This window comes from Rhodocaloribacter sp., from assembly GCF_056451265.1.
Genome location: NZ_JBWOPL010000119.1, coordinates 15,101 through 29,836 on the forward strand (window position 1 = coordinate 15,101; position 14,736 = coordinate 29,836).

Genomic DNA, 14,736 nt, shown 5'->3' on the forward strand with positions numbered 1-14,736 from the left:
AAAAACGATGAGCTACAGGGACATGTATTCCCGGCTGGGAATGTGGCTGATCCTGGCGGTGTTCACCGCCGGGATTGCGCATGCCCAGACCGTCACGGGGACGGTGACCGCAAAGGACAACAACGACCCGATTCCCGGCGTCAACGTGTCGGTCAAAGGCACCACCATCGGCACCACGACCGATGTGGACGGCCGCTATTCGATCGAGCTTCCACCGGACAACCGAACGCTCGTCTTCTCCTTCATCGGGTTCCGCACGCTGGAGGCCGATGTGCCGCCCGGGCAGAACACGCTCGACGTGCAGATGGAAGAGGATGTGCTCGGGCTCGACGAGGTCGTCGTGACCGGGCTGGCGACGAGCGTCAAGCGCGCCAACCTGGCCAACGCCGTCGGAACGATCTCGTCGAAGGACCTCGTGCCGGCGCCTGCGCAGACGCTCGAACGGGCGCTCAGCGGCAAGATTGCGGGCCTGAGCATCAGCCAGAACACCGGCGCGCCCGGCGGCGGCATCAACGTGAACCTGCGCGGCACCTCCACCATCACCGGCTCGACGCAACCGCTCTACGTGATCGACGGCGTCATCGTCGACAACTCGGCGATACAGTCCGGCCTCGACCTCGTCACGGCGGCCACCGGCGCCGGGAGCTCCACCCCGCAGGGCCAACCGACGAACCGCATCGCGGACATCAATCCGAACGACATCGAGAGCATCGAGGTGCTCAAGGGCGCCAGCGCGGCGGCCATCTACGGCTCGAAGGCGACCAACGGCGTGGTGATCATCACCACCAAAAGAGGCACGCGCGGGCGCACGACGCTCAACGTGACGCAACAGGTCGGCTTCACCCATATCCTGCACAAGATCGGCACACGGCAATTCACGCCGGAGACCGCCGAGGCGCTCGTCCCGGGCGGGGCGCAACTGCTCCAGCAGAACGGCCAACTCGATTACGAAGACCTCCTCTACGGCGAGACCGGCCTGCTCAGCGAGACAACCGCCAACCTCTCGGGCGGCGACAAGGACACCCGCTATTACGTGGGCGTGCTGGCGCAAACCGAAGACGGCATCGTCAAGAACACCGGGTACGACAAGTATTCGGGACGGGTCAACGTCGAACAGCGCTTCGGGAAGCGACTCAAGGTCAACGTGAACACCCAGCTCGTGCGGAGCCGCTCGGACCGGAGCATCACCGGCAACGAGAACCAGGGCGCGACGACGCTCGGCTTCGCCTATGCCTTCACGCCGCCCTTCATCGACCTGCGCCCCGGTCCGGACGGCAAGTTCCCGCCGGGACCCGCAGGCTCGAATCCCTTGCACACGATCGAGGTGCTGAAGAACCGGGAGACGGTCAACCGGGGGATCGCCTCCTTGAATCTCACCTACAACCTCTTCCGCGCCGAGAACCAGAACCTCGACTTCGTCGTGCAGGGCGGAGGCGATTTCTATTCCGCCGAGCACAAGGTGGTCTCTCCTCCGGAGCTTCAGTTCGAGAAGGCGAAAGACCTGCCGGGCGTCTCCATCGCCGGAGAAACGACGAGCCTGAGCACGAACCTGTACCTCAACCTCGTGCATTTCTACAGCACCCCGTCGAACGTCACGTTCAGCACGACGGGCGGTTATCAGTACGAGACCCGCAACTTCAACAACGTGCTCGTTCAGGCCCAGGGGCTGGTGGTCACCCAGGAAAACATCGACCAGTCGTCGAGCCTCAATGGCTTCCAGACGCGCTTGATCCAGCGGGAACGGGGCGTCTTCTTCCAGGAAGAGGTCAACATTCAGGAGAAGTACTTCCTCACGGCAGGATTCCGCGCCGACGCCAGCAGCCGCATCGGGGACACGAGCAAGTTCTTCTTCTACCCCAAAGCCGCCGCTTCCGTGCGCCTCTCGGCGTTCGACTTCTGGAAGAGCGATTTCTTCCGGGAATTGAAGCTGCGCGCGGCCTTCGGGCGGACGGGCAACCTGCCGCTGGCGCGGGCGAAGTTCACCTCGCTCCAGGCCGAGAACATCGCGGGGCTGGGCGGGGTGCTCGTGCCCACGCTGGAGGGGAACCCGAACATCGACCCCGAGATCACGCAGGAGTTCGAAGCCGGCCTCGACGCCACGTTCTGGCAGGACAAGGCCACGCTCGAGTTCACCTACTACACGCAGGATATCACGGATCTCATTCTCCAGAACAACCTCCCGCCGTCCTCCGGCTTCTCGAACCAGTTCATCAACGCGGGCGACATGTCCACGCAGGGCATCGAGCTCAGCCTCGGCCTGACGCCGGTGCGCTCGTCGAAGTTCAGCTGGACCTCGCGCGTGAACTTCTTCAAGTCGTGGTCGGAGATCACGAAGCTCGAGGTCGACCCGTTTGAGACGGGCGGGTTTGCGCTGAGTCTGGGACAGTTCCAGATCGAAAAAGGCAAATCGCCGACGACGATCGTCGGGCTCGACGAGGCCGGCAACAAGGTCAAGTTCGGCGATGAAAACCCCGACTTCCAGCTCGGCTGGGTCAACGACGTCACCTACGGCAACTTCTCGCTGAGCTTCCTCTGGGACTGGAAGCAGGGCGGCGACGTGATCAACCTGGGGCTCTTCCTGACGGACCTCGGCGGCATCTCGCCGGATCTGGACACGCCGGAAGGACAGGCCCGCGCCGCCGGAAAAGGCGGCACCGGACGCTACGTCGAGGATGGAACCTACCTGAAGCTGCGCGAGGCGAGCCTCACCTACAATTTCTCGCGCGAGCAGGTCCAGCGCTGGTTCGGCGGGCAGGTGCAGAACCTGAGCGTGGGGGTTTCAGGACGCAACCTGATCATGATCACCGACTACTCCGGCTACGATCCGGAGGTGAGCCAGTTCGGCAACCTCGCCATCGGGCGTTCGGTGGACGTGCTTCCGTTCCCGTCCTCCCGGTTCTTCTATTTCAAAGTTTCCCTCGGATTTTAACCCTGGAGGCATAGATCATGAATCCTATCCAACCATCTTTCCAGACCCGCCGGCGTTCTTCGCTCGGTGCGTTCGGCCTCTTGCTGAGCACACTGGCGTTCGTCGCCGTGGCGGGGTGCGACAGCCTCGACGTGGCGGATCCCAACGCGCCCAGCCCGGACGCGGTCAGTATCCAGAGCCTGGTCTCGGGCGTCGAAGGCGCCATGCGGGCCGACATGAACGTGTACCTGCAGGTGACGGGCATCTTCGGGCGTGAGGCGTATTACTTCGAGCCCGCCGACCCGCGCTATACGGGCGAGCTGTTCACCGGCCCGCTCGATCCGGGCGGCTTTCTGCTGACCCGGCCCTGGCGCTCGCGCTATCGCACCATCCGCAACGCCACCATCCTCCTCGACCGCGCCGATGAACTCCAGGGCGCCGAACGCGCCGGGGTGGAGGGCTTCGCCAAAGCCATCATCGGCTATCAGCTCCTGCTGAACCTGAACTACCTCGACGACAACGGCATCAAGATCGAGTTCTCGGAAGACGTCGCCACGCCTTTCGTGGGCAAACAGCAGGCGTACGCCGAGATCGAGCGCTACTTCAACGAGTCCCTGAGCGCACTGAGCAATGCGGGCGGGGCGTTTTCGTTCAGCCTCACCTCCGAGGGCTTCGGAGGCTTCGACACCCCGGCTACCTTTGCGCAGTTCGTGCGAGGGCTCCAGGCGCGGGTGGCGCTCTATCAGGAGAAGTGGCAGGCGGCCCTCGATGCGCTCAGCGGCTCGTTCGTCGACGCCGATGCGCCGATGGACCTCGGCGTCTATCACGCCTACAGCACCGGCTCGGGCGATCGCCTCAACCCGGTCTTCGAAGTGCCGACGGCCCCCTCGGTGAAGCTCCGCGCCCACCCGGACGTGAAGACCTTCGCCGAGCCCGGCGATCAACGCTACCTCTCGAAGGTGCTCGACCGCAGCGACGACCCGGACTTCAACCCGAGTCCTCCGGCGGCCAACGGCCTCGTGAGCCCGCTCGTGATCACCCTCGCCCAGAGCTCGACGGACCGCTTCCCGATCATGAGGAACGAAGAACTGTTGCTGATCCGCGCCGAGGCCAACTTCCGCCTGGGCAATATGGCCGCCGCCGAAGCCGACGTCAATGCCGTGCGCGCCGCCGCCGGCCTCGCGCCGGTGACGCTCTCGCCCGATACGGCCCTCGATCAGATCCTTCACGAGCGGATGTACTCGCTCCTCGTCGAAGGACACCGGTGGATCGACCTCCGCCGCACGGGACGGCTCGGCACGCTGCCCACCGATCAGGTCGGGACCCCGCCGCAACCCGGCAAAATCTTCGACAAGTGGCCCCGGCCCATCGATGAAATCCCCGAAGGGGGGTGATCGACACGGCGCGGTTGAGCCGCTCGAAAGCAGACGATTACCGAAAGACGGGCTCTCTCTTCATCGAGGGAGCCCGTCGCTTTTGGCGAGCGTTCGCGAAAAAAATGTCAGAAGCGTCGGACCGTGGCACAAACCGGAGACTGTCCCGTATCTGAGGCGCACACTTTCTTTCGCGAGGGCCGGGTTCGTGCGCGAGGCTCCCTCTTCCGGGGGGCCGCCGCCTGCCGCCGCCACTTTTCTCCGGGAAACGGCCCCCGCTCCATGCCAGCGGTTCGATGAATGACTCCCTCTCCCGAAAAAATCAAAGTTCTCTTCGTCTGTCTCGGGAATATCTGCCGCAGCCCTCTGGCGGAAGGCGTTTTTCGCCACACGGTGGAGGAACGGGGCATGGCCCGGCATTTCGAGATCGACTCGGCCGGCACGGGCAGCTGGCACGTCGGCGAACCGCCGGACCGGCGCATGAGCGCGACGGCCCGGCGGCACGGCGTCTCCCTCGACGGCCAGCGCGCCCGGCAGTTCTCCCGCCGAGACCTCGCGCAGTGCGATCACATCTTCGTCATGGACAAGGACAACCTCCAGGACGTGCTCTTCCTCGATCACGACGGATCGCTCGGGCACAAGGTGCGGCTCTTCCGGGAGTTCGACCCCGAACCGGGCGACTTTCAGGTTCCGGACCCGTATTACGGAGGACCGCAGGGTTTCGAGAAGGTGTTTCAGATCGTCAAGCGCACCTCGCAGAAGCTGCTCGAAGCGCTCGCGGATGAATATGACCTGGATCGGAAAAACGACTCCGGTGCGCGGCCGGAGCGGACGGACCCGAAGGACGAATGACGCTCCCCGCTCTCCTCACCGAAGCGCTTCAAGCCCGGCTCTCCACCCCCCTGCGCGCGTGTGTGCCCGTGGGCGGCGGATGCATCGCGCGGGCGTGCCGGCTGGAAACCGACGCCGGGCGCTTCTTCCTGAAATGGGGGGATGCCGCGGTGGCGCGCACCTTTCGGGCCGAGGCGCGGGGACTGCAGGCGCTCCGGTCGGCCGGAAGCCCGCTCCGCGTGCCCGAGGTGCACGCGGCTGAGGAAGCGACGGCGGGCGGGCCGGGGTTTCTCCTCCTGGAATGGATCGAGGCCGGAGAGAAAGGGCCGCGATTCTGGGAACGCTTCGGACGCGGGCTTGCGGCCCTTCACGCGTGCACGGCCGAGCGCTTCGGCTTCGAGACGGACAACTTCATCGGGCGCACGCCGCAGCCAAACACGCCGATGGCGGAATGGCCCGCCTTCTTCCGCGCCCGCCGGCTCGAACCGCAGGCGGAGAGGGCCCGCGCCGCCGGTCGATGGCCCCGCGCGTGGGACGCTCCCTTCGACGCACTCTGCGCCCGTCTCGACGCGCTCCTGCCGCGCCGTCCGGCCCCGTCCCTGCTGCATGGCGACCTGTGGAGCGGCAACTTCATGGTCACGCGCGACGGCGCCGCCGCCCTCATCGACCCGGCCGTCTACTTCGGACACGCCGAGACCGACCTCGCCATGACGGAACTCTTCGGCGGCTTCGACCCCCGTTTCTATGACGCCTACGGCGAGGCTCGTCCCCTCGATGCCGGCTATGCCGAACGGAGGGACGTGTACCATCTGTATCACCTCCTCAACCATCTCAACCTCTTCGGCGAAGGCTATGCCGGATCCGTGGCGTCCGTCCTTCGCCGGTACGCGTGAGACGTGGAACCAACGCCGCCTTCGCGGGCTATCTTCTTCGTGAAAGGGTTTCCGGTGCACGTCGAAACATGGTCCTTATGAACTCGAACCCGGCACGTTGAGGCCACATGCTCATGAAGGAATCCTTGCGGGTCGCCTGCGTGCAATGCAATGCGGGCGCAGACCTCGACGCCGGCATCGCGGCGGCGGCGGCGATGACGCGTACGGCGGTGGAGCGGGGCGCGCAGTTCGTCGCTCTGCCGGAATACTTCAGCCAGCTCGACCTCCGGGCGGGGCGGCTGAACCTGACGGCGTATCCGGAGGCGGAGCATCCGGCCCTCGCGGCGTTTCGAACGCTCGCCTCCGAGCTCGGCGTGTGGATGCTCCTCGGCTCGCTCCCCATCGCGGCGGGCGACGGGCGGGCCTTCAACCGGAGCTTCCTCCTCGACGCCGAAGGCGAAGTCGTGGCGCGGTACGACAAGATTCACCTCTTCGACGTCGATCTTTCGGAGGGCGAGCGATACCGGGAATCCGACGTGATCGCGCCCGGCGACCGCGCGGTGACCGCCGAGACGCCGTGGGGGAGGGCGGGGCTCTCGATTTGCTATGACCTCCGCTTCCCGCATCTCTATCGCCGCCTGGCGAAGGACGGAGCGTCGATGCTCATGGTCCCGGCGGCCTTCACGCGAACGACCGGCCGGGCGCACTGGCATGTGCTCCTCCGCGCCCGCGCCATCGAGAACGGCGCTTTCGTGCTCGCGCCGGCGCAGTGCGGCGAGCACGGCGAGGGCGCCACGTACGGACACTCGCTCATCGTCGATCCGTGGGGGCGCGTGCTCGCCGACGGGGGAGAGGATCCCGGCGTCGTCATGGCCGAGATCGACCCCGGCGAAGTCGCGCGGGTGCGGGCGAAGATCCCGTCGCTGCGCCACGACCGCCCGTTCTCCTGAGCAAGCGTCAGTCGACGAGCGCGAGGAGAGGCGCCGGATCGCTGAGGTCCGGGAGGAGGAGGTCGGGGTGATGCGCGGCGAGTTCCTCGCACGAGAACCGTCCGGTGCAGACGCCGACCGAGAACGCGCCGATGCCGCGCCCGCAGTCGATGTCGTGCTCGGTGTCGCCGATGATGACGACGTCTTTCCCCGTGAACGTGCGTCCCGTGAGCGCCCGCGCCCGTTCGACGGCGAGCGCGGGGAGGCGGCGACGCTCAGCGTGGTCGCTCCCGAAAGCGCCGAAGGGGAAATATTGCGCCAACCCCACCGCTTCGAGCTTGAAATAGGCCATCGGCTTCATGTTGCCCGTGAGGAGGCCGAGGCGCACGTCCGGCATCGAGGCCAGGCGCGGGATGAGCCTGGCCACGCCGGGGAGCAACTCGAAGCGCTCGGGCGTGAGCACCGAGCGCATGTGGTTCATGTAGGCTTCGAGGATGCGTTCGAAGTCGCCGTCGTGCGTCTCCTCTTCGAGGCCGTGGCTTTCGAGGATTTCGCGAAGGATCTGCGGGTCCGTTTTCCCTGAGAAAGAGACGCCCGCCGTAGGCAGGGGCCGCCCGACGACCTCGGCAAGCGCGTCTTCGAGCGCGTGCCGTCCCACGTTGTGCGTCCGCAAGATCGTCCCGTCGATGTCGAAAAGAAAGAGCTTCATGAAGGGCGGTCTCGTGAATACGTTTGGACGTGTCGGAGGCGATGCCTCCCGGGGAGCGTTTCCGGGGGCAGCGTCCCTGCGCGCGCCGACCCGTGCGACGCGCGCTCGCGTTAAGATCCGCAGATTCCTGCGGCGAGCGGGCGGACGTTATTTCATTGGGCCGGGAAAGTTCATAGCTTCCGGCGGTTCGATCCCCGAAGATACGCGCCTCGGTCCCGGACGCCAACGGTTTTCGCACGCTTGTTCGGGCGCGAACGTGGCGGGGCGGCGCGCGCTCACTCCGACAGCACCATGACGAAGCAAAAGAACGGCGACGGCAAAACGTTGTATCTCCTCGACGCGATGGCGCTCGCCTACCGGGCGCACTTCGTGTTCATCAGCCGTCCGCTCATCAACTCGAAAGGACAGAACACCTCCGCCGCGTACGGCTTCACGGCGGCGCTCCTCCGGCTCATCGAGGAGCACGAGATCGAGCATATCGCCGTGGTCTTCGACGTGCTCGGGCCGGGCGGCACGTTTCGCGACGAGATGTACGAGCAATACAAGGCGCATCGCGAGCCTCCGCCCGAAGACCTCGTCGCCAACATCCCGATCATCAAAGAGATCGTCCGCGCGCTCGACATTCCCGTCATCGAGCGGGAAGGCGTCGAGGCCGACGACGTCATCGGAACGCTCGCCCGGCAGGCCGAAGCCGACGGCGCCGACGTGGTCATCGTCTCGCCCGACAAGGATTTTCAACAACTGCTCTCCGACCACATATCGATCTTCCGCCCCGCCTATCGGGGGGAGACGTTCGACCCGATCACCGTCGAGACGTTCCGAGAGAAGTACGGCGTCGAGCCGATGCAGTTCATCGACATCCTCGCGCTCATGGGCGACGCCTCGGACAACGTGCCCGGTGTGCCGGGCATCGGCGAGAAGACGGCGATGAAGCTCATCCGGCAATACGGAACGGTCGAGAACCTGCTCGAACACGTGGACGAGGTGAAGGGCAAACGCGCGCGGGAGGGGCTGATGCATCACGCCGAGGACGCCCTTCTGAGCAAGCGGCTCGTCACGATCAAGACCGACGTGGACGTGGGGTTGGACTGGCGCGCGCTGCACATGCGGGAGCCGAACCTCGCCCGGGTGCGGGCGCTCTTCCGTGAACTCGAGTTCAACACGTTGCTCAGCCGCGTCGAAAAGCTCTTCGGCGACAGGGAAGGCGGCGGTCAGGGCGACCTTTTCGGCGGCTCGGCTGCGCCGGTCGAAGCGGATGAATTGTCGTTCGACTTCGGCCCGTACGAGGCCGTGCGCCGGTACGACGTCGAGACGGCGGATTATGCGATCATCCGCAACCGCAAGGCGCTCGAGGCGCTCGTGGCCGAGATCCGCACGCAAGAGCGTCTGGCCGTCGATACGGAGACGACCTCCACCGATCAGATGTATGCCTCGCTCGTGGGCGTGTCCGTCTCCTGGGCGGCGGAGCAGGGGCGGTACGTGCCCACACCCTTGCCCGACGGCACGACGACCGAGGCGGTGCTCGAAGCGTTGAGGCCGTTGGCGCCGATCAAAAAAATCGGGCAAAACATCAAATACGACGTCGTCGTGCTGGCCCGCCACGGCCTCGAACTCGAGGGCCCGCTCTTCGACACGATGGTGGCGCACTACCTGATCAACCCCGAAGAGAGCCACAGCCTCGACGCCATTGCACGGCAGTATCTCAACTACCGGATGGTTCCCATCAGCGACCTCATCGGGACCGGCAAGAACCAGCTTTCCATGCGCGACGTGCCCCTCGACGAGGTGGGGCCGTACGCGTGCGAAGACGCCGACATCTCGTTTCAGCTCGCGGACGTCCTCGGCCAAAAGCTCGATGAACTCGGCCTCCGGGAGATCGCCGAGACGATGGAGTTTCCGCTCATCTACGTCCTCGCGGACATGGAGCGCACGGGCATCCGGGTGGACCCCGACGTGCTCCGCGAGATCTCGAAACAGCTCGAAAAAGAGCTCGTCGAACTCGAACGGCAGATCTACGAGCTGGCGGGGGAGCCGTTCAACATCGCCTCGCCGCAACAGCTCAGCGAGATCCTCTTCAAGAAACTCGACCTTCGCGTGGTCTCGAAGACCTCCACCGGCAAGTCCTCGACGAAAGAGAGCGTCCTTCAGGAACTGGCGACGGAGCATCCGTTGCCCGGCCTCATCCTCGACTGGCGGCAGCTCGCCAAGCTCAAGAGCACGTACGTCGACAGCCTCCCGAAGCTCATCCACCCGGAGACGGGACGCATCCACACGAATTTCAACCAGACCGTCACCGCCACGGGCCGACTCTCGTCCTCGAACCCGAACCTTCAGAACATCCCCGTGCGCTCCGAGCGCGGGCGGGAGATCCGGAAGGCCTTCGTGCCCGAGGAAGGGTGGAAGATGCTTTCCGCCGACTACGCGCAGATCGAGCTGCGCATCCTGGCTTCGCTCAGCGGCGACGAGGCGCTCAAGGAGGCCTTCCGCACGGGGCAAGACGTCCACACGGCGACGGCGGCCCGCGTCTTCGGCGTGCCGCCCGAGCAGGTCACGCGCGAGCAACGGCGGAAGGCGAAAATGGTCAACTATGGCATCCCGTACGGCGTCTCGGCCTTCGGCCTGGCGCAGCGGCTCCGGTGTTCGGTCAAAGAGGCGCAGGCGCTCATCGACCAGTACAAACGGTCGTTCCCCGGCGTGGCGCGATACCTGGCCCTGCAGGTGGAGCGCGCGCGGGAGAAAGGGTACGTCGAGACGCTTCTCGGGCGTCGCCGGTACGTGCCGGACATCCATTCGCGCAACCGCACCGTCCGTTCCTTCGCCGAGCGCGTGGCGGTGAACATGCCGATGCAGGGCACGCAGGCGGACATGATCAAGCTCGCCATGGTGCGGCTCCACGACCGCCTCGCCGCCGAGGGCCTGAAGAGCCGCATGCTCCTTCAGGTGCACGACGAACTCGTCTTCGAGGCGCCGCCCGCAGAGGTGGAGCGCCTCCGAAAGATCGTGACCCACGAAATGACGAATGCCCTCCCGCTCGACGTGCCCATCGAGGTGGACGTGGGGGTGGGGGACAACTGGCTCGACGCGCACTGATCCGCCCGGTCCGGCAACCTTTCGGAACCCGGGGGGTAAACCGTTAAGATTATGCGAAAGCGGTCTCCGGTTTAGGGATTGTCTTCCTGCAGAATTATATAGTTGTACGTAGGATCGCCACGATCTACGACGGCGTCAACAACTTCAGGCCCGCCACACATCCTTGACCCCCTCGCTCCATCCCGGAAGACGGGCGGTCTCCGTTTCTACCCCAACCCACCCCGTTATCATGGACGTGATCATACCCCCCGAGCATTCGGACGCTTATGAGCTCGAAGCCAAAACCGCCGTGCTCAAGGAGATCGAACCGGTCGTCGAAGAGATGATGACCGAGCACGTGAAAAAGCGCCGCCTCTGGTTTCCGAGCGACTTCCTGCCCTCCGACGAGAAAATGGACGAGGACGACGACCGCACGCTGAGCAAACTGCGCGAACGCGCGCGCGGCATCGCCGACTCGGTGCGCGTCTCCGTCGTGCTCAACCTGCTCACCGAGGAGGGGCTGCCCCACTTTCACCGCATCATCTCGCGCTACCTCGGAGACAAAAGCATCTGGGGTCGGTGGAACTTCCTCTGGACCGCCGAGGAGGACCGGCACGGCTGTGTGCTTCGGGACTATGCCCGCGACGCGCGTCTGTTCAAGTGGCGCGAAGTCGAGATGATGCAGTATGCTTATCAGGAAGCGGGCTTCACGCCCGAGTGGGACAAGGACCCGTATCGCGTGTTCGTCTACACCACGCTTCAGGAGCGCGCCACGCAGTTCTCGCACCGGAACACCGGGCGCGTCGTCGGGGAGGAAGAGCCGTTGCTCAAAGGCATCCTCGCAAGCGTGGCCGCCGACGAGGCAAAGCACTACACGTTTTACCGCAAGGTCTTCGAAGCCATCCTCGAAGTGGATCCGAACCGCGCGCTTCAGTCCGCGCTCGCCATCATGCCGAGCATCGAGATGCCCGGCATTTCGATGCCGAATTTCAAGGACATGGCCGACATCGTGCGGCGTACGGGCATCTACGGGCCGTGGGATTACAAGGCCATCGTCGAAGAGGCGATCGCGTACTGGAAGATCGACGTGCGCACGGGGCTGAACGAGGCCGGACGGAAAGCGCAGGAGAAGATCCTGGAGATCCCGAAGCGGCTTCAGCGGGTGGCCGAGTATATGGAGCGCCGGAGCCGGATCAAGTCCTTCCGCTTCGACTTCATCTACGGGCGCGAGTTCTCGATGGAATAGGCGGTAAGAGAACCGCTCTTCGTTCATGCCGGACGGTCTTCTCCCGGCGTCGTCTCCCGGCATCGAACCGGCTTCATTCGTGCGCGAGCGATTATGTCGAGCCTCGTCAAGTTCTCCCTGATTGCGGCGGGTGGGGCCGTCGGCGCGTTGCTACGTTACTTCGTCTCCGGGTGGGCGTATCGGTGGGCAGGGACGGGCTTTCCGTGGGGCACGCTGAGCGTGAACGTCCTCGGCTCATTCGTCATCGGCTTTCTCTGGGCGGCCTCGGAACGCACGCCTTTCGGGCCCCGGTGGACCCCCTTCGTCTTCATCGGCGTGCTCGGCGCGTTCACCACCTTTTCGACGTATGCCCTGGAAAGTCTGAACCTTGTCCGTGAGGGAGAACTCCGTCTCGCCGTCGTGAACCTTTTCGCGAGCAATGTGCTCGCGCTGCTCGCCGTGGCGCTTGGCTTTCTCAGTGCGCGTTATCTTTTCGCTCAACTCAGATAGGGTGCGTCGCCATGAAACTACCGGAAGAAGGCATCCTCCTCCGCATTTTCATCGGGGAGTCGGACACGCATCAGGGGCGCGCGCTCTATCACGAGATCGTGCGGAAGGCGCGGGAGTTGAACATGGCCGGGGCCACCGTCTTGCGGGGGATGGCCGGCTTCGGCGCGGCCAGCCGCATCCACACGTCGCGGCTGCTTCGTCTCTCCGAAGATCTGCCGGTCGTCATCGAGATCGTCGATACCGAGGAGCGGGTGCAGATGATTCTGCCGTTTCTCGACGAGACGGTCCGGGAAGGCCTGGTGACGATGGAGAAGGTGCGCATCATCAAGTATCGTCACGACGGCGGGGCATGAGCGAGGCGGAGCGAAGAACGGCCTTCATCGAGGCGGTGGCGGCGGCGGCGCTCGTCTGGCGCGATCCCGCGCATCCCGCGCGCGCCGAGGCGGTGGCGAGGACCCTCGAGGCGCCGAACCGATTCACCGAAGAGGCCCTCGCCTATGCCGTGAACGTGGAGATGCACCGACTGACGCCGGAGGCGCTCGGCGCGTGGCTCGGCGAACGCGTCGCTGCTCGCCCGGGCGCCGTCGGCGTGCTCCATGAGGGGCGCGTGCCGATGGGCGACCTCACCGAGGGGCTGGCGGTTGCGCTCATGGGGCATCGATGGCTCGGCGCGCTCCCGGAGACTTCGCCGCATCTCCTGCCCGCTTTCGTCGAAGAGGTGCGCCGGCACGCGCCGGACTTCCCCGCGCGTTTTCTCCCGGCCGAGGCGCTCGGGCGGGCGTCTCAAGCGCTCGTCACAGGGGGCGGCGACGAGGCGCGGGCCTGTGCGGCGGGCGAGATTCCACCGGAACGGTGTTTCCACCGCGCGGCGCGTTACTCCGTCGCGGTCCTCGACGGGCGGGAGAGCGAGGCCGAGCGGGAGGGACTCGCCGAAGACGCGCTGCTCCACGAGGGGCTCAGTCCCCGGAACGTGGCGATCCTCTTCGCTCCCCGCGAGACGCCGCCGGATCCGTACCTCGAAGCCTTCGCCCTCTTTCGGAGCGTCTTTCCGGCGCACCCCCGCACGCCCGGCGCGCTTCAGATGCAGAAAGCCATGCTCGAAGCCTTCGGCGCACCCCATGCCTATGGTGAGGGGCTGGTGTTTCTCATGAGCAAGGGCGCGCCGGAGCCGCAGGCGCCCGGGCATCTCCGGTGGTCTGAATACGACCGCCTCGATGAGGTGGGCCGGTGGCTCATCGACCACGCCGACGCGCTCGCATGCGTCGTCGCGCGGGCGGACGTGGCCGCAAGGCTCCCGGCCTCGCTCCCGTGGACGGCGCCCGGGCAGGCGCATCGACCCTCGCTCGACCCTTCGGACCCGCTTCTGGAGTTCCTCGCCGCTCTTTGAGCTTCCTCCGGGCGTTCACGCCGCCGGCTCGAAGTGGCGTTCGAGCGCCGCTTCGACGGCGGGGAGGATGGCGTCCCAGTCGGTCCCGGGAGCGATGGTGACGGTGAGAAACTGCGGGAGGATGAAGACGTTCACGACGCCCTCGATCTCGAAGAGCGCCGCGCCGAGCGGGTGGTCCGCCGCTGCTTCGGCGCCGGCGAACGAGCGCATCCCTTCGGCGATGAACGCGCCCCGGTCGGTCGTGATCTTGAGGCTGTTCGGGTTGGGCGTCCCATGAAAACGGAAGCTGGACATGCGCGGTGGGGTCGGGTGAAGGCGACTTCGAATGCACGGCATTTTAGCACGCGAGCGGAGCAATTTACGTGAAAAAATGAGTATTCTTTGCACGAGTTGATTTCGGAGCGGCACTATTGCAGGAGGGGGGGGTACGAAAACGCAACGAACGAACGAGAGCATCCCGGCCCAGATGGAGCATACCGATCCCAGACCCACGCTCAGCGACGGCGCGCCCGGCCCCGGGCATGCGCTGCCCGAAGGCGCGAACAAGGTCGAGCGACTCGCCCGAGAGACGCGCGGCCTGATCGACGACGTGAAGGACTGGGTCGATCTCAAGATTCAGCTCGTGCAGATCGAGATGGAGGAGCGGCTGGAGCGAAAGCTCAACCAGGCGCTCCTCGGCGTGATCCTCGCCGTGGTGGCTTTCCTGGCGCTCGTCTTTGGGCTGACCGCGCTCGCCCTCGGACTCGGCAGCTGGCTCGGGCATGATGCGTGGGGCTTTCTGGCCGTCACGGGGCTGCTCGCGCTCGTCGCGGTCGCGCTCCGCCTCCTGAAGCCGCGCATGGTGAAGATGCGGGACGAGGAGCCGCCCGCGAGGGACCGGACGCCTCCCGCCGCACCGGCCCTGACGAAGACGAAACCCTGAT

13 protein-coding genes are annotated in these 14,736 nt (G+C 65.6%); 11 read left to right on the top strand and 2 right to left on the bottom strand.

Features of this window, described 5'->3' with window-relative positions:
• Positions 1-7 precede the first annotated feature (7 nt).
• From AC1HIY_RS17325 to AC1HIY_RS17345, 5 genes are all read left to right on the top strand, one after another.
• Entirely contained in the window at positions 8-2,929 is a 2,922-nt protein-coding gene (locus AC1HIY_RS17325; protein WP_479578054.1) for a SusC/RagA family TonB-linked outer membrane protein, read from the top strand.
• 17 nt (positions 2,930-2,946) lie between these two features.
• On the top strand, positions 2,947-4,302 hold the full coding sequence (locus tag AC1HIY_RS17330) for a RagB/SusD family nutrient uptake outer membrane protein (protein WP_479578055.1): 1,356 nt from the start codon (positions 2,947-2,949) through the stop codon (positions 4,300-4,302).
• A 279-nt stretch (positions 4,303-4,581) separates the two neighbouring features.
• Positions 4,582-5,133 (top strand): low molecular weight protein-tyrosine-phosphatase, encoded by a 552-nt coding sequence (locus AC1HIY_RS17335; RefSeq protein ID WP_479578057.1) that lies wholly within the window; start codon positions 4,582-4,584, stop codon positions 5,131-5,133.
• A complete protein-coding gene (locus AC1HIY_RS17340; protein ID WP_479578058.1) occupies positions 5,130-6,005 on the top strand; it encodes a fructosamine kinase family protein in 876 nt (291 codons plus the stop codon). Before AC1HIY_RS17335 ends, AC1HIY_RS17340 begins: the two co-directional genes overlap by 4 nt.
• Before the next feature lie 113 nt (positions 6,006-6,118).
• Positions 6,119-6,934 carry a carbon-nitrogen hydrolase family protein gene (locus AC1HIY_RS17345; protein WP_479578059.1) on the top strand — a complete coding sequence of 272 codons (816 nt, stop codon included), beginning with the start codon at positions 6,119-6,121 and terminating at the stop codon, positions 6,932-6,934.
• Between the two features lie 7 nt (positions 6,935-6,941).
• On the opposite strand, the gene AC1HIY_RS17350 is transcribed toward AC1HIY_RS17345, so the two are convergent.
• Entirely contained in the window at positions 6,942-7,622 is a 681-nt protein-coding gene (locus AC1HIY_RS17350) for an HAD hydrolase-like protein (protein ID WP_479578060.1), read from the bottom strand.
• A 291-nt stretch (positions 7,623-7,913) separates the two neighbouring features.
• Here AC1HIY_RS17350 and polA point away from each other — a divergent pair, with 291 nt between their 5' ends.
• The 5 genes from polA (at position 7,914) to AC1HIY_RS17375 (ending at position 13,813) form a co-directional block, all read left to right on the top strand.
• On the top strand, positions 7,914-10,712 hold the full coding sequence (polA, locus tag AC1HIY_RS17355) for a DNA polymerase I (protein ID WP_479578061.1): 2,799 nt from the start codon (positions 7,914-7,916) through the stop codon (positions 10,710-10,712).
• A gap of 229 nt (positions 10,713-10,941) precedes the next feature.
• Positions 10,942-11,937 carry an acyl-ACP desaturase gene (locus AC1HIY_RS17360; RefSeq protein ID WP_479578062.1) on the top strand — a complete coding sequence of 332 codons (996 nt, stop codon included), beginning with the start codon at positions 10,942-10,944 and terminating at the stop codon, positions 11,935-11,937.
• Positions 11,938-12,030: 93 nt separating this feature from the next.
• A complete protein-coding gene (gene crcB / locus AC1HIY_RS17365) occupies positions 12,031-12,426 on the top strand; it encodes a fluoride efflux transporter CrcB (RefSeq protein ID WP_479578063.1) in 396 nt (131 codons plus the stop codon).
• 11 nt (positions 12,427-12,437) lie between these two features.
• Positions 12,438-12,779, top strand: a complete 342-nt coding sequence (locus AC1HIY_RS17370) for a DUF190 domain-containing protein (RefSeq protein ID WP_479578064.1) — start codon at positions 12,438-12,440, stop codon at positions 12,777-12,779.
• A complete protein-coding gene (locus AC1HIY_RS17375; protein WP_479578065.1) occupies positions 12,776-13,813 on the top strand; it encodes a hypothetical protein in 1,038 nt (345 codons plus the stop codon). The genes AC1HIY_RS17370 and AC1HIY_RS17375 overlap by 4 nt, the downstream gene beginning before the upstream one ends.
• A gap of 15 nt (positions 13,814-13,828) precedes the next feature.
• On the opposite strand, the gene AC1HIY_RS17380 is transcribed toward AC1HIY_RS17375, so the two are convergent.
• On the bottom strand, positions 13,829-14,107 hold the full coding sequence (locus AC1HIY_RS17380; protein ID WP_479578066.1) for a NifU N-terminal domain-containing protein: 279 nt from the start codon (positions 14,105-14,107) through the stop codon (positions 13,829-13,831).
• Between the two features lie 172 nt (positions 14,108-14,279).
• Between AC1HIY_RS17380 and AC1HIY_RS17385 the strand changes: the two genes are divergently transcribed.
• A complete protein-coding gene (locus AC1HIY_RS17385; RefSeq protein ID WP_479578067.1) occupies positions 14,280-14,735 on the top strand; it encodes a phage holin family protein in 456 nt (151 codons plus the stop codon).
• Position 14,736: the final 1 nt, after the last annotated feature.

Bases quoted from the DNA above. Each gene is read 5' to 3' on its own strand.
- AC1HIY_RS17375 (WP_479578065.1), top strand. From the start codon at position 12,776: ATGAGCGAGGCGGAGCGAAGAACGGCCTTCATCGAGGCGGTGGCGGCG.
- AC1HIY_RS17335 (WP_479578057.1), top strand. From the start codon at position 4,582: ATGACTCCCTCTCCCGAAAAAATCAAAGTTCTCTTCGTCTGTCTCGGG.
- AC1HIY_RS17380 (WP_479578066.1), bottom strand. From the start codon at position 14,107: ATGTCCAGCTTCCGTTTTCATGGGACGCCCAACCCGAACAGCCTCAAG.
- AC1HIY_RS17330 (WP_479578055.1), top strand. From the start codon at position 2,947: ATGAATCCTATCCAACCATCTTTCCAGACCCGCCGGCGTTCTTCGCTC.
- AC1HIY_RS17325 (WP_479578054.1), top strand. From the start codon at position 8: ATGAGCTACAGGGACATGTATTCCCGGCTGGGAATGTGGCTGATCCTG.
- AC1HIY_RS17340 (WP_479578058.1), top strand. From the start codon at position 5,130: ATGACGCTCCCCGCTCTCCTCACCGAAGCGCTTCAAGCCCGGCTCTCC.
- polA (WP_479578061.1), top strand. From the start codon at position 7,914: ATGACGAAGCAAAAGAACGGCGACGGCAAAACGTTGTATCTCCTCGAC.
- crcB (WP_479578063.1), top strand. From the start codon at position 12,031: ATGTCGAGCCTCGTCAAGTTCTCCCTGATTGCGGCGGGTGGGGCCGTC.
- AC1HIY_RS17360 (WP_479578062.1), top strand. From the start codon at position 10,942: ATGGACGTGATCATACCCCCCGAGCATTCGGACGCTTATGAGCTCGAA.
- AC1HIY_RS17385 (WP_479578067.1), top strand. From the start codon at position 14,280: ATGGAGCATACCGATCCCAGACCCACGCTCAGCGACGGCGCGCCCGGC.
- AC1HIY_RS17370 (WP_479578064.1), top strand. From the start codon at position 12,438: ATGAAACTACCGGAAGAAGGCATCCTCCTCCGCATTTTCATCGGGGAG.
- AC1HIY_RS17350 (WP_479578060.1), bottom strand. From the start codon at position 7,622: ATGAAGCTCTTTCTTTTCGACATCGACGGGACGATCTTGCGGACGCAC.
- AC1HIY_RS17345 (WP_479578059.1), top strand. From the start codon at position 6,119: ATGAAGGAATCCTTGCGGGTCGCCTGCGTGCAATGCAATGCGGGCGCA.